20 protein-coding genes are annotated in these 20,280 nt (G+C 67.2%); 18 read left to right on the top strand and 2 right to left on the bottom strand.

Annotated elements, in window-relative coordinates; translation table 11 throughout:
* The first annotated feature begins 58 nt into the window (after positions 1 to 58).
* The 17 genes from pdxS to aspS all read left to right on the top strand — a co-directional run bounded on the left by pdxS (position 59) and on the right by aspS (position 17,490).
* A complete protein-coding gene (pdxS, locus tag ABJK40_RS20475) occupies positions 59 to 937 on the top strand; it encodes a pyridoxal 5'-phosphate synthase lyase subunit PdxS (protein ID WP_348482602.1) in 879 nt (292 codons plus the stop codon).
* Between the two features lie 28 nt (positions 938 to 965).
* A complete protein-coding gene (gene pdxT, locus ABJK40_RS20470) occupies positions 966 to 1,535 on the top strand; it encodes a pyridoxal 5'-phosphate synthase glutaminase subunit PdxT (RefSeq protein WP_348482601.1) in 570 nt (189 codons plus the stop codon).
* A 56-nt stretch (positions 1,536 to 1,591) separates the two neighbouring features.
* Positions 1,592 to 2,344, top strand: a complete 753-nt coding sequence (locus ABJK40_RS20465) for a YebC/PmpR family DNA-binding transcriptional regulator (protein ID WP_348482600.1) — start codon at positions 1,592 to 1,594, stop codon at positions 2,342 to 2,344.
* A gap of 7 nt (positions 2,345 to 2,351) precedes the next feature.
* The gene (locus ABJK40_RS20460; RefSeq protein WP_348482599.1) at positions 2,352 to 2,807 is read left to right on the top strand and encodes a peroxiredoxin; all 456 of its coding nucleotides are present in this window, start codon (positions 2,352 to 2,354) and stop codon (positions 2,805 to 2,807) included.
* Positions 2,808 to 2,817: 10 nt separating this feature from the next.
* Positions 2,818 to 3,363 (top strand): crossover junction endodeoxyribonuclease RuvC, encoded by a 546-nt coding sequence (gene ruvC, locus ABJK40_RS20455; protein ID WP_348482598.1) that lies wholly within the window; start codon positions 2,818 to 2,820, stop codon positions 3,361 to 3,363.
* Positions 3,364 to 3,421: 58 nt separating this feature from the next.
* On the top strand, positions 3,422 to 4,009 hold the full coding sequence (gene ruvA / locus ABJK40_RS20450; protein ID WP_348482597.1) for a Holliday junction branch migration protein RuvA: 588 nt from the start codon (positions 3,422 to 3,424) through the stop codon (positions 4,007 to 4,009).
* 49 nt (positions 4,010 to 4,058) lie between these two features.
* Positions 4,059 to 5,057, top strand: a complete 999-nt coding sequence (gene ruvB / locus ABJK40_RS20445; RefSeq protein ID WP_348482670.1) for a Holliday junction branch migration DNA helicase RuvB — start codon at positions 4,059 to 4,061, stop codon at positions 5,055 to 5,057.
* A gap of 28 nt (positions 5,058 to 5,085) precedes the next feature.
* On the top strand, positions 5,086 to 5,892 hold the full coding sequence (locus ABJK40_RS20440) for a hypothetical protein (RefSeq protein ID WP_348482596.1): 807 nt from the start codon (positions 5,086 to 5,088) through the stop codon (positions 5,890 to 5,892).
* A gap of 52 nt (positions 5,893 to 5,944) precedes the next feature.
* The gene (gene queA, locus ABJK40_RS20435) at positions 5,945 to 6,985 is read left to right on the top strand and encodes a tRNA preQ1(34) S-adenosylmethionine ribosyltransferase-isomerase QueA (RefSeq protein WP_348482595.1); all 1,041 of its coding nucleotides are present in this window, start codon (positions 5,945 to 5,947) and stop codon (positions 6,983 to 6,985) included.
* 26 nt (positions 6,986 to 7,011) lie between these two features.
* Entirely contained in the window at positions 7,012 to 8,109 is a 1,098-nt protein-coding gene (gene tgt / locus ABJK40_RS20430) for a tRNA guanosine(34) transglycosylase Tgt (RefSeq protein WP_348482594.1), read from the top strand.
* Between the two features lie 14 nt (positions 8,110 to 8,123).
* Positions 8,124 to 8,564 (top strand): preprotein translocase subunit YajC, encoded by a 441-nt coding sequence (yajC, locus tag ABJK40_RS20425; protein WP_348482593.1) that lies wholly within the window; start codon positions 8,124 to 8,126, stop codon positions 8,562 to 8,564.
* Positions 8,561 to 10,243: a protein translocase subunit SecD gene (gene secD / locus ABJK40_RS20420; protein WP_348482592.1), complete on the top strand. Its 1,683-nt coding sequence runs from the start codon at positions 8,561 to 8,563 to the stop codon at positions 10,241 to 10,243. Before yajC ends, secD begins: the two co-directional genes overlap by 4 nt.
* 40 nt (positions 10,244 to 10,283) lie before the next feature.
* Positions 10,284 to 11,492: a protein translocase subunit SecF gene (secF, locus tag ABJK40_RS20415; protein ID WP_348482591.1), complete on the top strand. Its 1,209-nt coding sequence runs from the start codon at positions 10,284 to 10,286 to the stop codon at positions 11,490 to 11,492.
* A gap of 22 nt (positions 11,493 to 11,514) precedes the next feature.
* A complete protein-coding gene (locus ABJK40_RS20410; protein ID WP_348482590.1) occupies positions 11,515 to 12,039 on the top strand; it encodes an adenine phosphoribosyltransferase in 525 nt (174 codons plus the stop codon).
* 89 nt (positions 12,040 to 12,128) lie between these two features.
* Positions 12,129 to 14,312, top strand: coding sequence for a bifunctional (p)ppGpp synthetase/guanosine-3',5'-bis(diphosphate) 3'-pyrophosphohydrolase (locus ABJK40_RS20405; protein WP_348482589.1), 2,184 nt, complete (start codon positions 12,129 to 12,131; stop codon positions 14,310 to 14,312).
* Between the two features lie 158 nt (positions 14,313 to 14,470).
* Positions 14,471 to 15,721: a histidine--tRNA ligase gene (gene hisS / locus ABJK40_RS20400; RefSeq protein WP_348482588.1), complete on the top strand. Its 1,251-nt coding sequence runs from the start codon at positions 14,471 to 14,473 to the stop codon at positions 15,719 to 15,721.
* 41 nt (positions 15,722 to 15,762) lie between these two features.
* Positions 15,763 to 17,490: an aspartate--tRNA ligase gene (gene aspS / locus ABJK40_RS20395; protein WP_348482587.1), complete on the top strand. Its 1,728-nt coding sequence runs from the start codon at positions 15,763 to 15,765 to the stop codon at positions 17,488 to 17,490.
* A gap of 88 nt (positions 17,491 to 17,578) precedes the next feature.
* On the opposite strand, the gene ABJK40_RS20390 is transcribed toward aspS, so the two are convergent.
* Both ABJK40_RS20390 and ABJK40_RS20385 read right to left on the bottom strand, forming a co-directional pair.
* Entirely contained in the window at positions 17,579 to 17,785 is a 207-nt protein-coding gene (locus ABJK40_RS20390; protein ID WP_348482586.1) for a hypothetical protein, read from the bottom strand.
* Positions 17,786 to 17,888: 103 nt separating this feature from the next.
* Complete coding sequence (locus ABJK40_RS20385) at positions 17,889 to 19,598, bottom strand: amidohydrolase family protein (protein WP_348482585.1); 1,710 nt, start codon at positions 19,596 to 19,598, stop codon at positions 17,889 to 17,891.
* Between the two features lie 134 nt (positions 19,599 to 19,732).
* Between ABJK40_RS20385 and pyrR the strand changes: the two genes are divergently transcribed.
* Positions 19,733 to 20,236, top strand: a complete 504-nt coding sequence (gene pyrR / locus ABJK40_RS20380) for a bifunctional pyr operon transcriptional regulator/uracil phosphoribosyltransferase PyrR (RefSeq protein WP_348482584.1) — start codon at positions 19,733 to 19,735, stop codon at positions 20,234 to 20,236.
* Positions 20,237 to 20,280 lie beyond the last annotated feature (44 nt).

Genomic DNA, 20,280 nt, shown 5'->3' with positions numbered 1-20,280 from the left:
GTCTGACTCCTGCAAAGGACCGGACAGATCGGGGACCCGAGAAAGTACGATCGTCACCATGAGCGAAACCGGCACCTTCCCCGTCAAGCGTGGCTTGGCCGAGATGATGAAGGGCGGCGTGATCATGGACGTCGTCAACCCCGAGCAGGCCAGGATCGCCGAGGACGCCGGCGCGGTCGCGGTGATGGCGCTCGAGCGCGTGCCCGCCGACATCCGCAAGGACGGGGGAGTGGCGCGCATGTCCGACCCCGAGATGATCCAGGGAATCCAGGAGATCTGCTCCATTCCGGTCATGGCCAAGGCCCGGATCGGTCACTTCGTCGAGGCGCAGATCCTGCAGGCGCTCGACGTCGACTTCATCGACGAGTCCGAGGTGCTCACGCCGGCCGACGAGGCCTACCACATCGACAAGATGGCCTTCGACGTGCCGTTCGTCTGTGGTGCGACCAACCTCGGCGAGGCCCTGCGGCGCATCTCCGAAGGTGCTGCGATGATCCGCTCGAAGGGCGAGGCCGGCACCGGCAACGTCGTCGAGGCCGTGCGCCACCTGCGTTCGATCATCGGTGACATCAAGCGCATCACGCAGGCCGATCAGGCGGAACTGTTCGGATGGGCGAAGGACCTCCAGGCGCCGCTGTCGCTGATCCAGGAGATCGCCGAGACCGGCAAGCTTCCCGTTCCGCTGTTCTGTGCGGGTGGCCTCGCGACCCCGGCCGACGCCGCGCTCGCCATGCAACTCGGTGCCGACGCCGTGTTCGTCGGTTCGGGCATCTTCAAGTCCGACGACCCGTCGCCGCGTGCGAAGGCGATCGTCGAGGCGACCACCCACTTCATGGACGCCGACATCCTGGCGAAGGTCAGTCGTGGCCTCGGCGCTCCGATGACCGGCATCGGCATGGACGAGGTCGCCGTCAAGTACGCCGAACGCGGCTGGTGACCCGGCAGGTCGAAACCGGGACCGAACGGTGAAGATCGGCGTCCTCGCCCTGCAGGGTGCGTTCGCCGCGCACCAGCAACGATTCGCCGACATCGGCGTCGACGCATCGACCGTGCGCACCGCAGGTCAACTCGACGAGGTCGACGCCCTGGTCATGCCGGGCGGCGAGAGCACGACGATGTCGCACCTGATGCGCACCAACGAGCTGTTCGCACCGATCGCCGACCGCCTCGCGGCGGGCATGCCCGTGTTCGGCACGTGCGCCGGGATGATCATGTGTGCGAGTGAGGTGCTCGACGGGCGCCCCGACCAGCGCAGCTTCGGAGCGCTCGACCTCACCGTTCGTCGCAACGGCTACGGCCGCCAGCTCGCCAGCTTCGAGGTCGACCTCGACGTGAAGGGCCTCGACTCACCGTTCCACGCCGTGTTCATCCGGGCGCCACTGGCCGAACGCGTCGGCCCCGACGTCGACGTGCTCGCCGAACACGACGGTGCACCCGTTCTGGTTCGCCACGGAGCATGTACGGTGGCGTCGTTTCATCCCGAGCTGACTCCCGACGCACGACTTCACCGGTTGTTCGTCGAGTCGCTCGGCTGACGCAACCGACCGACACCCCATCTGCATCCCCACCACACATCCAGAGCGGAGCCGCCATGTCCGGCCATTCCAAATGGGCAACCATCAAACACAAGAAGGGCGCTGCCGACGCCAAGCGCGGCAAGATCTTCAACAAGCTCGCCCGCCAGGTCGAAGTCGCCGCCAAGGGTGGTAGCGACCCCGACATGAACGCCGCTCTGCGCACCGCCGTGCAGAAGGCGAAGTCGGCGTCGATGCCCAACGACGCGATCGACAGGGCCATCAAACGGGGGAGCGGTGAAGGTGCCGACGGTGTCGTCTACGAGACGTTCATGTACGAGGGGTACGCGCCCGGCGGAGTGGCGCTCCTCATCGACGTGCTGACCGACAACCGCAACCGCATCAGTGCCGACGTGCGCCAGGTGTTCACCAAGCTCGGCGGGTCGATGGCCGAGCCGGGTGCGGTCGGCTGGCAGTTCGGGCGACGTGGTGTGATCATCACCGCCGACGGTGTGACCGAGGACGACGTGATGATGGCCGCGCTGGAGGCCGGTGCCGACGACATCGTCGCCGAGGGCGATGCGTGGCGGATCATGACCGACGCCTCCGACGTGTACAACGTCAAGGAGAAGATCGAGGGTGCCGGGATCGAGGTCGTCTCGGCCGATTCGCCGATGGTCGCCGAGAACCTCGTCCCGGTCACGGAACTGAAGGACGCCAAGGCGATCCTCAAGATCATGGAAGCGCTCGAGGACAACGACGACATCCAGGACGTCTTCTCCAACTTCGACATCAGCGACGAGCTGATGGAGCAGGCCATCGCAGGGTGAGCGACGCATGAGCCTGTCCGTCGGTGACCGTGCACCCGACTTCACGTTGCCCGGGACGAACGGCTCGACGCATTCGCTCGCCGACTACGCGGGCGCGCCGCTCGTCCTGGTCTTCTATCCGGGCGACGACACGCCCGTGTGCACCCGTCAGCTGAACAGCTACAACGACGGGCTCGACCGGTTCACCGAACTCGATGCGCAGGTCGTGGGGATCTCCGCGCAGTCCGTGTCGAGCCACGACACGTTCTCGGACAAGCACGGGTTCTCGTTCCCTCTGCTCGCCGACGTGGACAAGGAGGTCGCGGCCCGCTACGGCACCCTCGGGCCGATCGGCTTCCCGCGACGCAGCGTGTTCATCATCGACGCCGACGGAATCGTGCGCTACGCCCACCGGGCGATCGCCGGCCTCACGTTCCGGCCGGTGTCGGAGTTGATCGCCGAACTGGAGAAGCTGAAGGGCTAGAGTCGAACCTGTGTTCGTCACGACTCGCACTCGCAGCGTCCACCGTGTTCATCGGGTCCTGGGCATCGACCCCGGGCTCACGCGGTGCGGGTACGCCGTGATCGACGCCAGGAACGTCACGTCGGCACGGGCGGTGTCCATGGGCGTCATCCGCACCTCGCCATCCGAGCCGCTGGCGAACCGTCTCGCCACGCTGCGCACCGAGTTCACGTCACTGATCAGCGAGTTCGAACCCGACACGGTCGCCGTCGAGCAGGTGTTCTTCCAGGTCAACGTCCGTACGGCCATGGCCACCGGACAGGCCAGCGGCCTGGCCCTCGCCGAGGCTGCTCTCGCCGGATGCGAAGTGATCCAGTACACGCCGAACCAGGTCAAGGATGCGATCGCCGGGTGGGGTGGCGCCGGCAAGGAGCAGGTGCAGAAGATGGTCCAGGTGCGACTCAACCTGTCCTCGATGCCCAAGCCGGCCGATGCCGCCGATGCTGCGGCGATCGCGTTGACGCACCTGGCCATGTCGCCGCTCGGCCGCCAGCTCCGCCAGGCGGCCAGCTCGTGAGCCGCGCACCGCACCGCGTCCTCGCGTCGGGACGCATCCGCCGGATCGAGGACGGAGCATGATCGGGTCTCTTCGCGGCGAGGTGCTCGACCGCAACCTCGACGTCACCGTGCTGATCGAGGTCGCCGGGGTCGGGTACATCGTGACCGTCACGGAGCGGACCCTGGCCGAGCTCGAACCGGGCACCGACACGTTCCTCTACATCCACCACCATGTCACCGAAACGGCCGAGACGCTGTTCGGTTTCCGTGCCAAGGACGAGCGGATCACGTTCCAGACGTTGATCAAGACCAACGGCGTCGGCCCGTCGATCGCCATGGCGGTGCTGGCCACCCATCCGCCCACCGCGCTCGTCGACATCGTGGCGAACAACGACGTCGCAGCGCTCACGCTCGTGTCGGGGATCGGCAAGAAGACCGCCGAGCGGATGATGGTCGAACTCCGGGACCGGCTGTCGCTGCCGATGCTCGATTCGGCGTCGACGGCATCGGGTGGATCCGCCGTCGCCGAGGTCCGCGAAGCACTCGCCGGGCTCGGCTACGGAAGCGACGAGATCCGCGACGTCCTGCGCGACCTGCCGAGCGATGCGTCGAGCGCCGTCCTGCTGCGCGACGCACTGAAGTCCCTGGGGGCCAAGCGTGCGTGAGGAGTTCCTCGACCCGAACATCCGTGACGCCGACGGCGACTCCGACGACGTGACGGCATCGGCGGTGCTCGACGCCGAGTCGGGCATCCGTCCTCAGGCGCTCGACGAGTTCATCGGGCAGCGGGAGCTCAAGGAGCACCTGCAGATCGTGATGGAGGCGGCGCGCAGGCGCGAACAGTCGGTCGATCACCTGCTGTTCGCCGGGCCGCCCGGGCTCGGCAAGACCACGCTTGCAGGCATCATCGCCACCGAGATGGACGTGCAACTGCACGTCACGTCCGGCCCCGCCCTCGAGCGGGCCGGCGACCTCGCGGCCATCCTCACCAAGCTCGAGGACGGTGACGTGCTGTTCATCGACGAGATCCATCGGCTGTCCCGTCCGGTCGAGGAGATCCTCTACCCGGCCATGGAGGACTTCCAGCTCGACATCGTGGTCGGAAAGGGGCCGGCGGCGTCGAGCATCCGCCTCACGATGCCGCCGTTCACGCTGGTCGGTGCCACCACGCGTACCGGCATGATCACGGGTCCGCTCCGAGACCGCTTCGGCCTCGTCGCCCGCCTCGACTACTACGACACCGACGAACTGCGTCAGATCGTCGTGCGAGCCGCCGGGATCTTCGACATCGAGATCGACACCGATGGTGCCCAGCAGATCGCTCGCCGCTCCCGGGGCACGCCGCGCATCGCGAACCGGCTGCTGCGACGTGTGCGCGACTTCGCCGAGGTCCGCGCCGACGGAGCGATCACCGCCGACGTGGCGAGCGAAGGGCTGGCGCTGTTCGGCGTCGATCACCTCGGACTCGACAAGGTCGACCGGGCGATCCTGAAGAACCTGTGCACGCAGTTCGGGGGAGGTCCGGTCGGGTTGTCGACGTTGGCGATCAGTGTCGGTGAGCAGCCCGAGACGGTGGAGGACGTGTACGAGCCGTTTCTCATCACCCAGGGGATGATCGCCCGCACGCCACGGGGGCGCGTCGCCCTCGCCGCGTCCTACGAGCATCTCGGCATGCCGGGCCCGTCGGGCGAACCACGTCTTTTCGATCGTTGACGATCCGATGGATCGGTACAGTCGGGGCATGAACTCCGGATCCCGGTCCCATCGTCGGACCATCCTGGCTCTCAGCGTGACGTTGCTGCTCGCAGCATGCGGCGGTGGCAGCGACGACAACCGAACAGAATCCGCCGGCGAGAGCGGACAGGCCGGGGTCGTCGCCACGGCGTCCGAGGTCGAGTCGGCGGTCGTCGAGACCACCACGCCTGTTCCGGGCGACGGTCCGGACGTGACGTCGGAGACGACCGTCGCAGAATCCACGACCACGTCCACCACGACCACCACCACCACGACCACCACGTCCACGACCGTGGCGCCCGCCACGACGACCACGACGACCACGGCGGCACCGGTTCCGACGAACCAGTCGGGTGATGCGCCCGAGGGGTACAGCCCGATCGTCGACGACTCCGGCGAAGTGCGTGCGAACGTCCCTTCCCGGTGGGTCCAGACCGATGGCGCACCGGAGGGGGAACTCCGCCAGCTCGCGGCCGCACCCGACCTCCCGGGCTTCCTCGCCGGCTACACGAAGGTCGGGATGATCCTGATCACGGGCGCCGCAGCGACACCCGATTCGTGGATGGACGGCCTGGCGACGACCCTCGGCATCGCCGAGACCGACGGGTGCACCATCAGTGAGACGTCGGAATACAGCGACGGTGTCTACACCGGGACCGAGCACGTCCTGTCGTGCGGGGACCCGGCGACCGTGACGCACCTGATCGGTGGTCGGAACTCCGACGGCGACCTCTTCTTCCTGTTGGCCATCGTGCGTCCCGTCGACAACATCGACGTGCGCAATCAGATCGTCCAGAGCTTCTTCATCGACTGACGTACGACTCGGTGACCGCCGGGTCAACACGACGAACGTCCGCCCCCCGACCGTGCAACTCAGCGACTTCGACTACGACCTCCCCGAACGTCACATCGCCCAGGTCCCGGTCGAGCCACGTGACTCCGCGCGACTGCTCGTCGACCGCGGCGACGGTGTCGAGCACCGCCACGTCGCAGACCTTCCCGACCTGCTGCGCGCCGGGGATCTGATCGTGCTCAACGAGACGAGGGTGATCCCGGCGCGCATCCGCTTGCGACGGGCGACCGGGGGAGCGGCCGAGGTGCTGCTGCTCGACGCCCTCGACGACGGTCGACGCCGATGGGAGGCCCTGGCACGGCCGGGAGCGAAGCTTCGGGTCGGTGACATCCTGACCCAGGACGGTGTCGACGTCGTGAAGATGGGGCCCCGCACGGCGGCCGGCGACACGTTCGAGGTCGAGATCATCGCCGAGGGGGATCCACTGGCGGTCCTCGACCGTCACGGCGAGATGCCGCTGCCGCCGTACATCGGTACCCGGCTCGACGACCCCGACCGCTACCAGACCGTCTTCGCGAACGAGCCGGGTTCTGCTGCCGCACCGACCGCAGGTCTGCACCTCACCGACGCCGTTCTCCGGCGGCTGGACGCCGCTGGGGTCCGCACGGCCACGGTGGAGTTGGTGGTCGGACTCGACACGTTCCAGCCGATCAGCACGGACGATCCGCTCGACCACCCGATGCACACCGAGCGCTACCGGGTTCCCGAGGCGACCTGGGAAGCGTGCCGTACCACTCGTGAGGCAGGCGGCCGGGTGGTCGCCGTGGGGACCACCGCCGTGCGGGCACTCGAGTCGGCCGCCGCTCGGGGCGAACTGGCGGGACGCACCGACATCTTCATCCACCGTGACGCCGCGGGCGGCGGTTTCGACTGGCAGGTGGTCGACGTGCTGATGACCAACTTCCACCTTCCCAAGACCACCCTGCTGATGATGATCGACGCATTCGTGGGGCGCCGTTGGCGCGAGTTGTACGACGAAGCGCTCGCCGCCGACTACCGGTTCCTGTCCTTCGGCGACGCAATGCTCCTCACTCGGGCCACCACGGGTGTGTGACGACCCCCGATCCGTAGCCTCGGTGCGTGCACCCCGTGACGTTTCGACTCGATGCTCAGGACGGTGCGGCCCGTGCAGGGACCGCCACGACGGCCAACGGCTCGTACACCACGCCGTTGTTCATGCCCGTCGGAACCCGCGGTGCCATCAAGTACCTGAGCGCAGCCGACTACGAGCGCCTCGGTGCGCAGATCGTGCTCGGCAACACCTATCACCTGATGTTGCGGCCGGGGTCGGAGTTGATCGAGTCGTTCGGTGGCCTCGCGCAGTTCGCCGGCTGGCGTGGACTCACGCTGACCGATTCGGGCGGATTCCAGGTGTTCTCGCTCGACCCGCAGGTCGACGACGACGGGGTCACGTTCAAGAGCACCTACGACGGGTCGAGCGTGCGTTTCACGCCCGAGGACGCCGTGCGGGTGCAGCAGGAGCTCGGTGCCGACATCCAGATGGTGCTCGATCAGTGTCCACCACTGCCGAGCAGCCCCGAGGTCGTGCGGACGGCGCTGGAACGGACCCACGCGTGGGCGGCACGGGCCAAGGCGGCGCACACGAGCGACGGTCAGGCGTTGTTCGGCATCGTCCAGGGAGGGATCTCCGAGGCGATGCGCACCGAGAGTGCGCAGCGGATCGCCGAGATCGGCTTCGACGGGTACGGCATCGGTGGCCTCTCGGTCGGCGAGACCCGTGAGCAGATGCTCCCGGCGCTCGCCGCAGCCATCGAACGCCTGCCGACGGATCGTCCCCGCTACCTGATGGGTGTGGGTGACCCGGCGTCGCTGGTCGAGGCCGTGGCACTCGGGGTCGACCAGTTCGACTGCGTGATGCAGACCCGACTCGGTCGCCACGGTACGGCGCTCACCTCGACCGGCCGCTTCCAGGCCAAAGCGCTCCGCAACGCCCGGATGGACGAGCCCCTCGACACCGAGTGCCCCTGCGAGGTGTGCGCACGACACTCTCGCGGGTACATCCGCCACCTGCTCCAGGTCGGGGAGCCCACGGCGTCGCGGCTGCTCTCGATCCACAACATCGCCTGGACGATCGACCTGATGGGCAAGATGCGCTCGGCGATCGAGGCGGGAACGTTCGAGTCGATGCGCCGCCACGTGCTGGACGTGTGGGGATAGCATCTGCGACCGCCATGACGATTCTCCTTCACCTCGCCACCACCGGCGCCGACACCGGGGCTGCCGATGCCAGCGACGGCGGCAGCATCTTCTCGTTCCTGCTGCTGCCCCTGATGCTGGTCGCGATGTACTTCCTGATCATCCGGCCGAACAGCAAGAAGCGCAAGGCGCAGCAGACGCTGCAGTCGGCGCTCGGCGTCGGCGACGAGGTCATCACGACCGCGGGCATCATCGGCACGATCACCGGCGAGGACGGCCCGACCCGGTTCTGGCTGGAGATCGACGACGACGTCCAGGTGCGCATCGCACGCGGGGGGATCGCGGGTCGCCTCGACCCCGATGCCCTCGAGAGCGAGAAGCCCGACGACGACACGAGCACTGCGGGCGACCCGGTCGCCCCTGCACTCGGTGACGACGTCGAGAACTCCGACGAAGTCGCCGATCGCGACTCATGAAGCGCAAACTCTGGCTGTCGCTCATCGCGACGACGCTGATCATCATCGTTGCGTTCGTCGGCAACCTCGCCACGTCGAACACCCCCAAGCTGGGCCTCGACCTGCAGGGTGGCGCATCGGTCATCCTGGAGCCCGCCGAGGACGCGAGCGGCGAGGACCTCACGATCGTGCGCGACCTCATTCGGGAGGAACTGGAGCGAACCGGCATCGCCGAGCCGAACGTCCGCGTCCAGGGCTCGTCGATCGTCGTCGAACTTCCCGGTGTGCGGGACCAGCAGGAGGCGCTCGCAGCCGTCGACGTGTCGGGCATCGTGGAACTTCGGCCCGTGGTCGCGTTCTCCGCGTGCCAGGACGATCCGTTGCTCGGCGGCGATCCCTCGTCGCAGCCGCCCACCACGTTGGGCGTCGAAGTCCCCCAGACCGTCCCCGAACTCCTCCCCGTCGACGACTCGCTCGACGAGGTCGACCCGGCCACCGACGTACCGGCCACCGAAGCGGTCGACCCGGTGCAGGACGAAGCCACGCCCGAGGACACGGTCGGGGTCCGCAGGAACCGCACGGTTCCGTCCGACGAGCCGGTCACCTCCGACGAACCGGTCACCTCCGACGAACCCGTGACGTCCGACGACCCGGTCACCACCGAGGTGGGAGACCCCGATCTCGATGCGCCCGTCGACGAGATCGCTCCCGACTTCACCGAGACGACGTTCCCCAACGGCAACTCGCTGCTGCTCGATCGCGAGGGCCAGCCCCTGTGCGTCGGACCGTCACAGGGGACCGGCGAGGTGTTCGAACGTCAGAGCGCCGTGGTGGACAACCAGCTCGGCTTCTCGGTCGTCGTCGGACTCCGCAGCGGTGAGGGCGAGGCGACCTGGAACAACCTCGCCAGCCAGTGCTTCAACGGAGCACCCACGTGCCCGCGTCAGGACCAGAGCGGCAACGGTCAACTGGCGATCGTGCTCGACGACGTGATCCAATCGGCCCCCCAGGTCAACGCCCCGAGCTTCAGCGACACCGTCTCGATCACCGGTCGGTTCAGCCAGGGCGAGGCCGAGGACCTCGCGAACATCTTGAACCGCGGCGCGTTCCCGGTCGAGATGGTCGCACAGGAATCCGAGACCATCTCGCCCGCGGCCGGCCAGGAGTCGCTGCGGGCATCGATCATCGCTGGTCTGATCGGCGTGGCGATCGTGCTCGCCTTCCTCGTCGCCTACTACCGCTGGATCGCACTGGTGATCCTCGGTGGCATGACGATCTGGTCGCTGACCGTGTTCAGCGTGGCGGCGTTCGTCTCCGGAGCCACGAATTACTCACTGAGCCTCGCCGGCGTGACCGGCATCATCGTCGCCGTCGGCGTGACGGTCGACAGTTACATCGTGTTCTTCGAACGCATGAAGGACGAGATCCGCAACGGGCGAACCCTGAAGAACGCCGCACCGCGCAGCTTCACGATGACCTGGCGCACGATCTGGTCGGCCGACCTGATCTCGGTGATCGGTGCGGCGATCCTGTTCTGGCTGAGCGTCGGCTCGGTGCGCGGCTTCGCCCTGTTCCTGGGGATCACGACGCTGTGCGATCTGTTCGTCTGCTACTTCTTCACCCGACCGGCGGTGCTGTTGCTCGCCCGGAGCAAGTTCATGATCGGGAAGCGGGCCTTCGGGCTGGAGGTCGCACAGTGAGTGCAGTGATTCGTTCGTCCCGAGTGGAAGAGGTCGTGCAGTGAGCCGAGCGGATCAGATCGCACCGACCGCCCTGGGCCGGCTCTACCGGGGTCAGACGGCGATCGACTTCTACGGCCGTCGCCGCATCGGGATGTACGTCGCCATCGTCACCCTGTTGGTCACGGTCGGCTCGCTGTTCGGTCAGGGGATCAGCCTCGGACTCGACTTCGAGGGTGGCCAGGCGTGGGACGTGCCCGCAGGCGCGGACTTCGGCGTCGAGGAAGCCGAGCAGGTCCTCAGCGACAACGGCGTCGACGTCGGCGGCGCCAGGATCCAGCTGCGGGAATCGGACAGTCGTTCCGTGATCGCCGTCCAGATCCAGGTCGTCGACGAGGCGACCGCAGCGTCGATCTCGCAGGGGTTCGCCGATGCGTCGAGTGCCACGGTCGACGAACTCAACTTCGAGTTCACGAGTTCGTCGTGGGGCGCCGACATCACGCGGTCCGCCGTGCGCGCCTTGGTCATCTTCCTGATCATCGTTGCGATCTTCATCTCGATCCGTTTCGAGTGGCGGATGGCGGTCTCGGCGATCGTCGCCATGGCCAACGACGTGCTCTTCGCCGTCGGGGTGTACAGCCTGTTCCAGTTCGAGATCACCCCGGCCACGGTGATCGCCTTCCTCACGATCCTCGGATACTCGCTCTACGACACGATCGTGGTCTTCGACCGCGTCCAGGAGAACGAAGGCAAGTACGCGAGCGTGCGGATGCCGTACCCCGACATCGTCAACATCTCGATGAACCAGGTGCTGATGCGATCGATCAACACCAGCTTCTCGTCGTTGCTGCCCGTCGTCTCGCTCCTGCTGGTCGGATCGGGGTTCCTCGGAGCGGTCTCGCTTCGTGAGTTCGCCCTCGCACTGCTCGTGGGCATGATCTCGGGCATCTACTCCTCCATCTTCATCGCCGCTCCGCTGCTGGCCAAGCTGCGGTCCACGACCGGTCGCACATCGCGCCGTGACCTGCTCACCGGCGACGACCTGCGCGCGGCGGTCATCGGTGCCGGCGTGAGCGGCCGCCTCGCCAGCGAATCGCCCGATGCGCGGGTCGCCGGTTCGCGGAAGAACGAGCGGGCCGAGAACGCTTCGCTCGCCGACGAGGACGCCGGATCCGTCCGCACCCGATCCACGACCGACGCGATCCACCAGCCCGCCGAACGGATCCTCAGCCACCCGCCGAGGCCGCGCAAGAAGAAGAAGCGCTCGTAGGACGCAGCGCTATCCTCCACGCATGGATCACCGCTCACTGCGTACACACGTCCGCGATGTCGCGGATTTCCCGTCCGAGGGCGTCGTGTTCCGTGACATCACCCCCTTGCTGGGTGACGCGAGCGCCTTCTCCCAGGCGGTGAGCGGCCTCGTCGAGGAGTTCTCGGGGGTGGCGGTCGACCGTGTGGTGGGTGTCGAGTCCCGCGGCTTCATCTTCGGAGCTGCGGTCGCCTACCGGATCGGTGCCGGCTTCGTCCCGGTCCGCAAGCCCGGGAAGTTGCCGTGGGCGGTGGTGCGCGAGGAGTACCAACTCGAGTACGGCACCGACAAACTCGAGATCCATCGAGATGCCATCCACCCCGGCGAACGGATCCTGATCGTCGACGACGTGCTCGCCACCGGGGGGACCGCAGCGGCAACGGCCACGCTGGTCGAGACGCTCGGGGGAGTGATCGCCGGGCTCGGGTTCCTGCTCGAGCTCGAAGAACTCGGTGGGCGTGCCAAGCTCGGTGACCGCCCCGTCCGCTCGCTGTTGCAGTATTCCTGACCATGGCGACCGTCGACCGAGTGCTTCCCTGGCGGCGGCATCAGTCGGGGTCGTTCGCGACTTCTTCGCAGACGGGGGAGCTCGCGCCCTTGCTGCAGACGTACCGTCGTCGGCACCCCAAGGCGCCGATCGGCGACATCAACCGGGCGTACCGGGTGGCGTCCGAAGCGCATCGCTCGCAGATGCGCAAGAGCGGTGAGAGCTACATCAACCATCCGCTCGCCGTGGCACAGATCGTCGCCGAGATCGGGCTCGACGAGGTGTCGGTGGCCGCAGCATTGCTGCACGATGCAGTCGAGGACACCGAGATCACGCTGGCCGACGTCGAACGCGACTTCGGACCGCAGGTGGCCGCGATCGTCGACGGTGTCACGAAGCTCGAGCGGATCCGATTCGACAGCCGCGAAGAGCAGCAGGCGGCCACCATGCGCAAGATGCTGGTCGCCATGGCGAAGGACCTGCGCGTGCTGGTCATCAAACTCGCCGACCGGTTGCACAACATGCGCACGATCGCCGCCATGCCGCTCGAGAAGCAGCAGCGGATCGCCCAGGAGACGCTCGACATCTACGCTCCGCTGGCCCACCGCCTCGGGATGCAGGAGATCAAACAGCAACTGGAGGACCTCTCCTTCTCGTCGCTGCACCCGAAGCGCTTCGCCGAACTCGACCACCTCGTACGCGTGCGGACGCCCGAGCGTGACGTGTACCTCGCGTCCACGGTGGCCGAGGTGCGTGCCCGCCTCGGTGAACTGAAGATCGAGGCCGAGGTCACCGGCCGCGGGAAGCACCTCTGGAGCATCTACGAGAAGATGGTCGTCAAGGGCCTCGAGTTCGACGACATCTTCGATCTCGTCGCGGTGCGCGTGGTCGTGCCGACGATGAAGGACTGCTACGCCGCACTCGGCTGCATCCACGGCCGTTGGCGCCCGGTGGTCGGGCGGTTCAAGGACTACATCGCGATGCCCAAGTTCAACCTGTACCAGAGCCTGCACACCACGGTCGTGGGGCCGTCGGGCAAGCCGATCGAGGTGCAGATCCGAACGACCGAGATGCACCAGCGAGCCGAGTGGGGAGTCGCTGCGCACTGGGCCTACAAGGATCGCTCGGCCGGAACCGGCAATGCCACGAATGCGTCGGAGGCGGACTGGCTCACTCGCATCATCGACTGGCAGGAGGAGATCTCCGACCCCGCCCAGTTCATGCAGAGCCTGAAGACCGACCTCGATCAGGACGAGGTGTACGTGTTCACCCCCAAGGGTCGGGTGGTCAGCCTCCCCGTCGGCTCCACGGCCGTCGACTTCGCGTACGCGGTGCACACCGAGGTCGGACACGCCACGATCGGGGCGAAGGTGAACGGTCGCCTCGTCGGCCTCGATCACGTGATGCAGAGCGGCGACTCGTGCGAGATCTTCACGTCCAAGGTCGAGACCGCCGGCCCGTCACAGGACTGGATGGGCTTCGTGGCCTCGCCGCGGGCGCGCAACAAGATCCGCCAGTGGTTCAGTCGTGAGCGCCGGATCGACATGATCGAGCAGGGTCGAGACGAACTGCACGACGAGTTCCGCCGTGAGTCGCTCCCGGTGCAACAGGTCTGGAAGTCCGAACAACTCGAGCACGTCGTGGCCGAGATGAGCTACGTCGACCTCGATTCGATGTTGGCCGCCATCGGCGAGCACCACGTGTCGGGTCGCAGCGTCGCTCAGCGCGTCGCTCGTGGATACCGCTCGGGTGACGAGGAGGTGCAACTGCCCGCCACGGTCGACCGGCCCCGTCGTGAGCGGCGTGACGGTCACCGCCAGAAGGTCGGCGTCCACGTCGAGGGTCTCGACGACATGCTGGTCCGCCTCGCCCAGTGCTGTACTCCGGTTCCGGGTGACGACATCACCGGCTTCGTCACCCGCGGCCGAGGGGTGAGCGTCCATCGCGCCGACTGTTCGAACGCCGTGTCGCTCATGGCCGAGCAGGCGACGCGCATGATCGATGTCGACTGGGACGGCGAAGGCCAGTTCAACAACACGTTCACCGCCGGGATCGAGGTCGTCGCCCTCGATCGGTCCAAGCTGCTGGCCGACGTGGCCATGGCACTGGTCGATCAGCGGGTGAACATCGTGTCGTGCGAGACCATCACCGGGGCCGACCGTGAGGCCAAGATGCGGTTCGAGTTCGAACTGGCGAACGGCGCACACCTCGACTCGGTGATCAGCACGATCAAGGCCATCGACTCGGTCTACGACGCCTACCGCACCGTCCCCGGGTCGGCACCGAGCGCCTGACCCCGTCGTTCCGGTTCAGAGTGGGAACGACGCACGTCGTCTGGTTCGGAGCAGGAACGACGCAGGTCAGGCAGGCTGCGTCGCTTCTGCTCCGAATGAAAGCGACGGGCGAAACCCGGACGCCGTCGACCGGGCACTGGTCGCTAGCCTGACGGGCCGTGCCAGCGTTCCAGACCAGTCCCGGGATGCGGGACATCCTGCCTCCTGACACCGCGCGTTGGCGCCGCCTCAACGCCGTGTTCGCCGACGTGGTGGGCGCTGCCGGCTACGGCCAGATCATCACGCCGCTGATCGAGGACGTCGGAGTGTTCACCCGGATCGGTGAGGCGACCGACGTGGTGACCAAGGAGCTGTACGCGTTCGAGGACCGCGGCGGCCGCCACGTCTCCCTCCGTCCCGAACTGACCGCCGGCGTGTGTCGTGCGTTCGCCCAGCACCGTCCGGCGGCCCTGCCGTGGAAGGTGTGGTACACCGGTCCGAACTTCCGCCAGGAGAAGGCGCAGCGCGGTCGGTACCGGCAGTTCGACCAGGTCGGCATCGAAGTACTGGGAGTCGACGACGCACACCTGGACGTCGAGGTGATCGCGCTGGCCTCGGAGTTCTACCGACGTCTGGGCCTGTCGCAGATCACGCTGGTCGTCAACAGCCTCGGAGAACCCGAGGATCGCGCCGCCTACGTCGACGCGCTGGCGGCGTACTTCGCAACCGCCGACCTGACCGAGCAGAGTCGTTCGACGCTCGAGAAGAACCCGCTGAGGGTCCTCGACTCCAAACGTGAGCACGACGCAGCAGCGATCGCCGGTGCGCCCAAGATCTCCGAGTTCCACTCGGACGGAGCCGCCGCTCACTTCGCCACCGTCCTGGCCGGGCTGACCCGACTGGGGATCGACTTCGTGGTCGAACCCAAGCTGGTACGGGGCCTCGACTACTACCGTCGCACGATCTTCGAGTTCCAGGGCGGCACGCTCGATTCCGCACAGAACGCCCTCGGTGGAGGCGGCCGGTACGACGGCCTCGTCGAAGCGCTCGGTGGCCCTGCCACTCCCGGGATCGGCTTCGCCCTCGGTGTGGACCGCACGCTTCTGGCGTGTGACGACGAGGGTGTGTTCGGCGACGATTCGGCGCCCCTCGACGCGTTCGTGGTCGACGTGGTCGGTGGCCAGGAGGCGGTCGCCATCACGGCCGAACTCCGTGCTGCCGGGTTCACTGCCGACCGCGGCTACGACGATCGCAGCATGAAGGCCCAGATGAAGCTGGCCAACCGGTCCGACGCTCGTTTCGCCGTCATCGTCGGCGACGACGAACTGGCGTCCGACTCGGTGATCCTGCGCCCGATGGCCCGCGACGCCGGCGACCAGCAGACCATGTCCCGATCCGATCTGATCTCCCACTTGAAAGCACACTCATGAGCTCCCCGTCATCCAGCAGCACGTCATCCAGCAGCACCTCGATGCGAACCCATCTGTGCGGCGACCTCCGTCCGGAACACATCGGCCAGACCGTCAGTGTCTGCGGTTGGGTCGGGCGTCGCCGTGAGCACGGCGAGCACCTCGCGTTCGTCGACCTCCGCGATCACTCGGGCATCGTCCAGTGCGTGGTCAACGACGACGTCGACGTGCGCAGCGAGTACGTGCTGCGGATCACCGGCACGGTCCGGACGCGTCCGGAGGGCACGATCAACGACAAGCTGCCGACCGGCGGCGTCGAGATCGGCGACTGCGAGGTGGAGATCCTGCGCGTCGCCACACCGCCACCGTTCCCGATCGATGCTCGTGCCGACGACGTCGACGAGAACATCCGCCTCCAGTACCGCTACCTCGACCTGCGGCGCGAGCGGATGCAGAAGAACCTCCGCATCCGATCGAAGATCAACGCCGCCGTGCGCAACGCGATGGAGGCACAGGGATTCGTCGAGGTCGAGACGCCGATGCTCGTGCCGTCCACGCCCGAAGGAGCTCGCGAGTTCCTCGTCCCGTCTCGCAAGGAGCCCGGCTCCTTCTACGCGCTGCCGCAGTCGCCACAGCTGTTCAAGCAACTGCTGATGGTCGGCGGAGTCGACCGCTACTACCAGATGGCTCGATGTCTGCGTGACGAGGATCTGCGTGCCGACCGACAGTACGAGTTCATGCAACTCGACATGGAGATGAGCTTCGTCACCCAGGACGACGTGCTCGACGCGGTGTCCGAGGCGGTGCTCGCCGCGGCCGAGGCGGCGACGGGGGAGCGTCCGGCCCCGATCGAGCGGATCACCTGGCACGACGCCATGAACCGTTTCGGCATCGACAAGCCCGACCTCCGCTTCGGTATGGAACTGCAGGAGTTGACCGCTGTCTTCGCCGGCACGGAGTTCAAGGCGTTCGCCGGCGCCGAAGCCATCAAGGGCATCAAGGTCGACGGGGGTGCGGCGGACTACGGCCGCAACCAGCTCGACAAGCTCACCGACAAGGCCAAGAGCGCGGGGGCGAAGGGCCTGGTGTGGATGAAGGCCACCGACGAGGGGTTCGACTCACCCGTTGCGAAGTTCCTGAGCGACGACGAAGTGGTGGCGCTGAAAGCGGCGATGGGCGCCGTGACCGGCGACCTCGTGCTGATCGTGGCCGACGACTGGGAACCCACGTGTGAGGTGCTCGGCGTGCTGCGCAACGAGATCGGGCGGCCACCGGTGCACCAGGGTCCGTACCGCTACGTGTGGGTCGTCGAATTCCCGTTGTTCGTGGGTCGCGACAAGGAGACGGGCAACCCGAAGTCGGGGCACCATCCGTTCACGATGCCGCACCCGGACGACATCGACAAGTTCGAGTCCGACCCGATGTCGGTGCGGTCGATCGCGTACGACCTGGTGCTCAACGGCTGGGAGCTGGGCTCCGGCTCGATCCGAATCCACGAGTCCGAACTCCAGCGCAAGGTGTTCCGCGGACTCGGCATCAGCGACGAGGAGGCCGAGCGCAAGTTCGGGTTCTTCCTCAACCCGTTCGAGTACGGCGCACCGCCGCACGGCGGTTTCGCGTTCGGTCTCGACCGTCTGGTGGCGATCCTCGCCGGCGAGGACAACATCCGTGAGGTCATCGCGTACCCCAAGACCCAGTCGGGTCAGGATCCGATGACCAACAGTCCGATTCCCGGTGACCCGAGGGCCATGGAGGAACTCGGCCTCAAGATTCTCCCGAAGATCGACTGACATCCCCGGATCCGGACGAAAACGCCGGCGCCCCTCGGACCAGGGGGAGTGTCCGAGGGGCGCTGGCGTTCGACCGGCGTGTGCGAGGTCAGCCGTCGGTGGAGTCGTTGGGGACTTCGCTGTCGATCTCGTCGGAGATGTCCTCGGCTCCGTCGTCGATCTGGTCGTCGACGCCGTCGACGGGGTTGTCGATGTCGTCTTCGTTGCCGTCGTCGTCGGAGCAGGCAGCAGCGCCGACCGACAACGCGGCGACGGCCGAAGCGGCGAGGATCTTGCGGGTCAATGTCGTTGTCATAGGCGTGCAGCATCGCCGATCGTCACACAACTGAAACATCGGCTCGACCAAATGTCTGCATCGCTGACACGGGACCCGGAGGCCGTCGGCGACGAGGTGGAGCTCAGCGGGGGCCGCGAACGAGGCGCCCGGGCAGTTCGCCCGTGAACTCGTCGTGGTCGACGGTCTGGACGCCGTCGACGAATGTGGCGACGTAGCCGTCGGCCTTCTGCACGAGTCGACGGGCTCCGGCAGGAAGGTCGTAGGCCATGCGGGGCGGCCCGAAGGTGAGCCGGTCGTACTCGATCAGGTTCAGGTCGGCGCGCATGCCCGGAGCGATCAGTCCTCGATCACCGAGGCCGTAGAGTTCGGCGGTCTGACGGGTCTGTCGGTGCACGACGAGTTCGAGTGGCAGCTTGGGACCACGCGTGCGATCACGCGTCCAGTGGGTGAGCATGAACGTCGGCGTGCCGCCGTCGCAGATCACGCGACAGTGGGCGCCGGCATCGGCGAGACCCATGCGCGTCGACGGGTGCTGATGCGCTTCGTACTGGAACGACAGGTCGCCGTACCCGTAGTTGAAGAACGGGGTGAGGATCATCCCGTGCCCGTCGTGTGCGCAGAGCTGGTCGATGACCAGGTCGATCGGATGGGTGCCCGTACGTCGTGCGACGGCTCCGATCGAGTCGTCGACATGGGGTTCGTAGTCGATGTCGCCGTCGGCCACCGCCCACCACGAATCGAGCTTGTCGAGCACGACCTTGCGGAACAGATCACCGTCCGGTTCGACCCGCAGCGCTGCGCGCAGCTCGGCGCTCTGCAGTGCGGCGACACGGTCGGCCAGCGGCAGTGCCGACACCGATGCGTAGGCCGCGTGGAAGTCGAGCGGGTTGAACGACCCCTCCAGGCACATCAGCAACCCGACGCTGCGTCCGGCGATCTGTGCGACGATCGACAGCCCCTCGGCACGGGACTCGTCGAGTTGTGCGAGGACCTCGCGCCACAGGTCGGGCGCGCTGTCGGGTTGGTTGAGGTTGACGCTCACCGTGCGACCCGTGCGCCGGGCGATGTCGCGCATCCACGGCATCTCGCTGACGGGGACTTCGACGTGATCGGGCGCGAACTGGAACACGCCGTGCCCGACGCGGCCCAGAGCGTCGGCGATGCCGAGCAGTTCGTCGGCACCGGCATGGGTGCCGGGTACCAGTTCGCCCGAGAGCGACTTGTGCAGCGGGGTACGCGAGGTCGAGAAACCGAGCGCACCCGCCCTCAGGCCCGACTCGACGATCGCCGACATGGCCGCGATGTCCTCGGCGGTCGCCGCTTCGTTGGCGGCGCCGCGTTCGCCCATCACGTATCCGCGCACGGGTCCGTGGGCGATCTGGGCCCCGAGGTCGATGGCGTAGTGCCGGGCGTCGAGGGCGTCGAGGAACTCCTCGAAACTCTCCCACTCCCACGTGATCCCCTCCGTCATGGCCGAGCCGGGGATGTCCTCGACGCCTTCCATCAGCTCGATCAACCACTCGTGCCGATCGGGTGACGCCGGAGCGAAACCGACGCCGCAGTTGCCCATGACGACCGACGTCACCCCGTGCCAGGACGACGGCGTGAGATACGGATCCCACGACGCCTGGGCGTCGTAGTGGGTGTGAACGTCGACCCAGCCGGGTGTGAGCAGGAGCCCATCGGCGTCGATCTCGCGGCCGGCGCGCCCGCCTGTACCGGCATCGTCGACCGACGTGATCAGACCGTCGTCGACGCTGACGTCGGCGGGTCGGGCGGGTGCTCCGGAGCCGTCGACGAGTCGAGCGTTGCGGATCACCAGGTCGGCCATGGGTCGAAGCTAGTCGCGCTCGGCGTGACCGACCGGACCGCACCGGGTCGGCCCTTGGCGACGGGTGCTGATCCGGGCTAGGTTGCTCCCGACCGTGAAGTGGGTTCTGTGAGGCCCACACGGAAAGGGAAGAGATGAACATCAAGCAGGTGCTGTCGGCCGACGACGTGCGCCGGGCCACCACCCGGATGGCCCACGAGATCATCGAACGCAACCAGGGCCTCGACGGCGTCACGCTGATCGGTATCCAGACCGGTGGTGTGTGGCTCGCTCGGGCGCTGGGCGACGAGATCGCCCGCATCGACCACGAGATCCCCGTCGGGTCGATCGACGCATCGCTCTACCGCGACGACATCGGACTCCGACCGGTCAGCCCGGCCTCGGTCAGCGACATCGACTTCGACGTCGACGGCTCGGCCATCGTGCTCGTCGACGACGTGCTGTACACCGGCCGCACGGTACGCGCCGCCCTCGATGCGCTCGGCGACTACGGCCGACCCCGCACGGTGCAACTCGCGGTGATGATCGACCGGGGCCACCGCGAACTCCCGATCCGACCGGACTACGTCGGCAAGAACCTCCCGACCAGCGCCGACGAGAACGTCAGCGTCACGAGCGACGGCGTGGTCATCTCGTGAGCGATCCCACGACCCGGGAGGATGCGACACGCCGCCACGACTCG

The organism is Ilumatobacter sp., assembly GCF_039969435.1.
Taxonomy (GTDB): domain Bacteria; phylum Actinomycetota; class Acidimicrobiia; order Acidimicrobiales; family Ilumatobacteraceae; genus Ilumatobacter_A.
The sequence above is the reverse complement of the archived record's forward strand: the minus strand, read 5'-3'. Positions and strand labels throughout refer to the sequence as shown.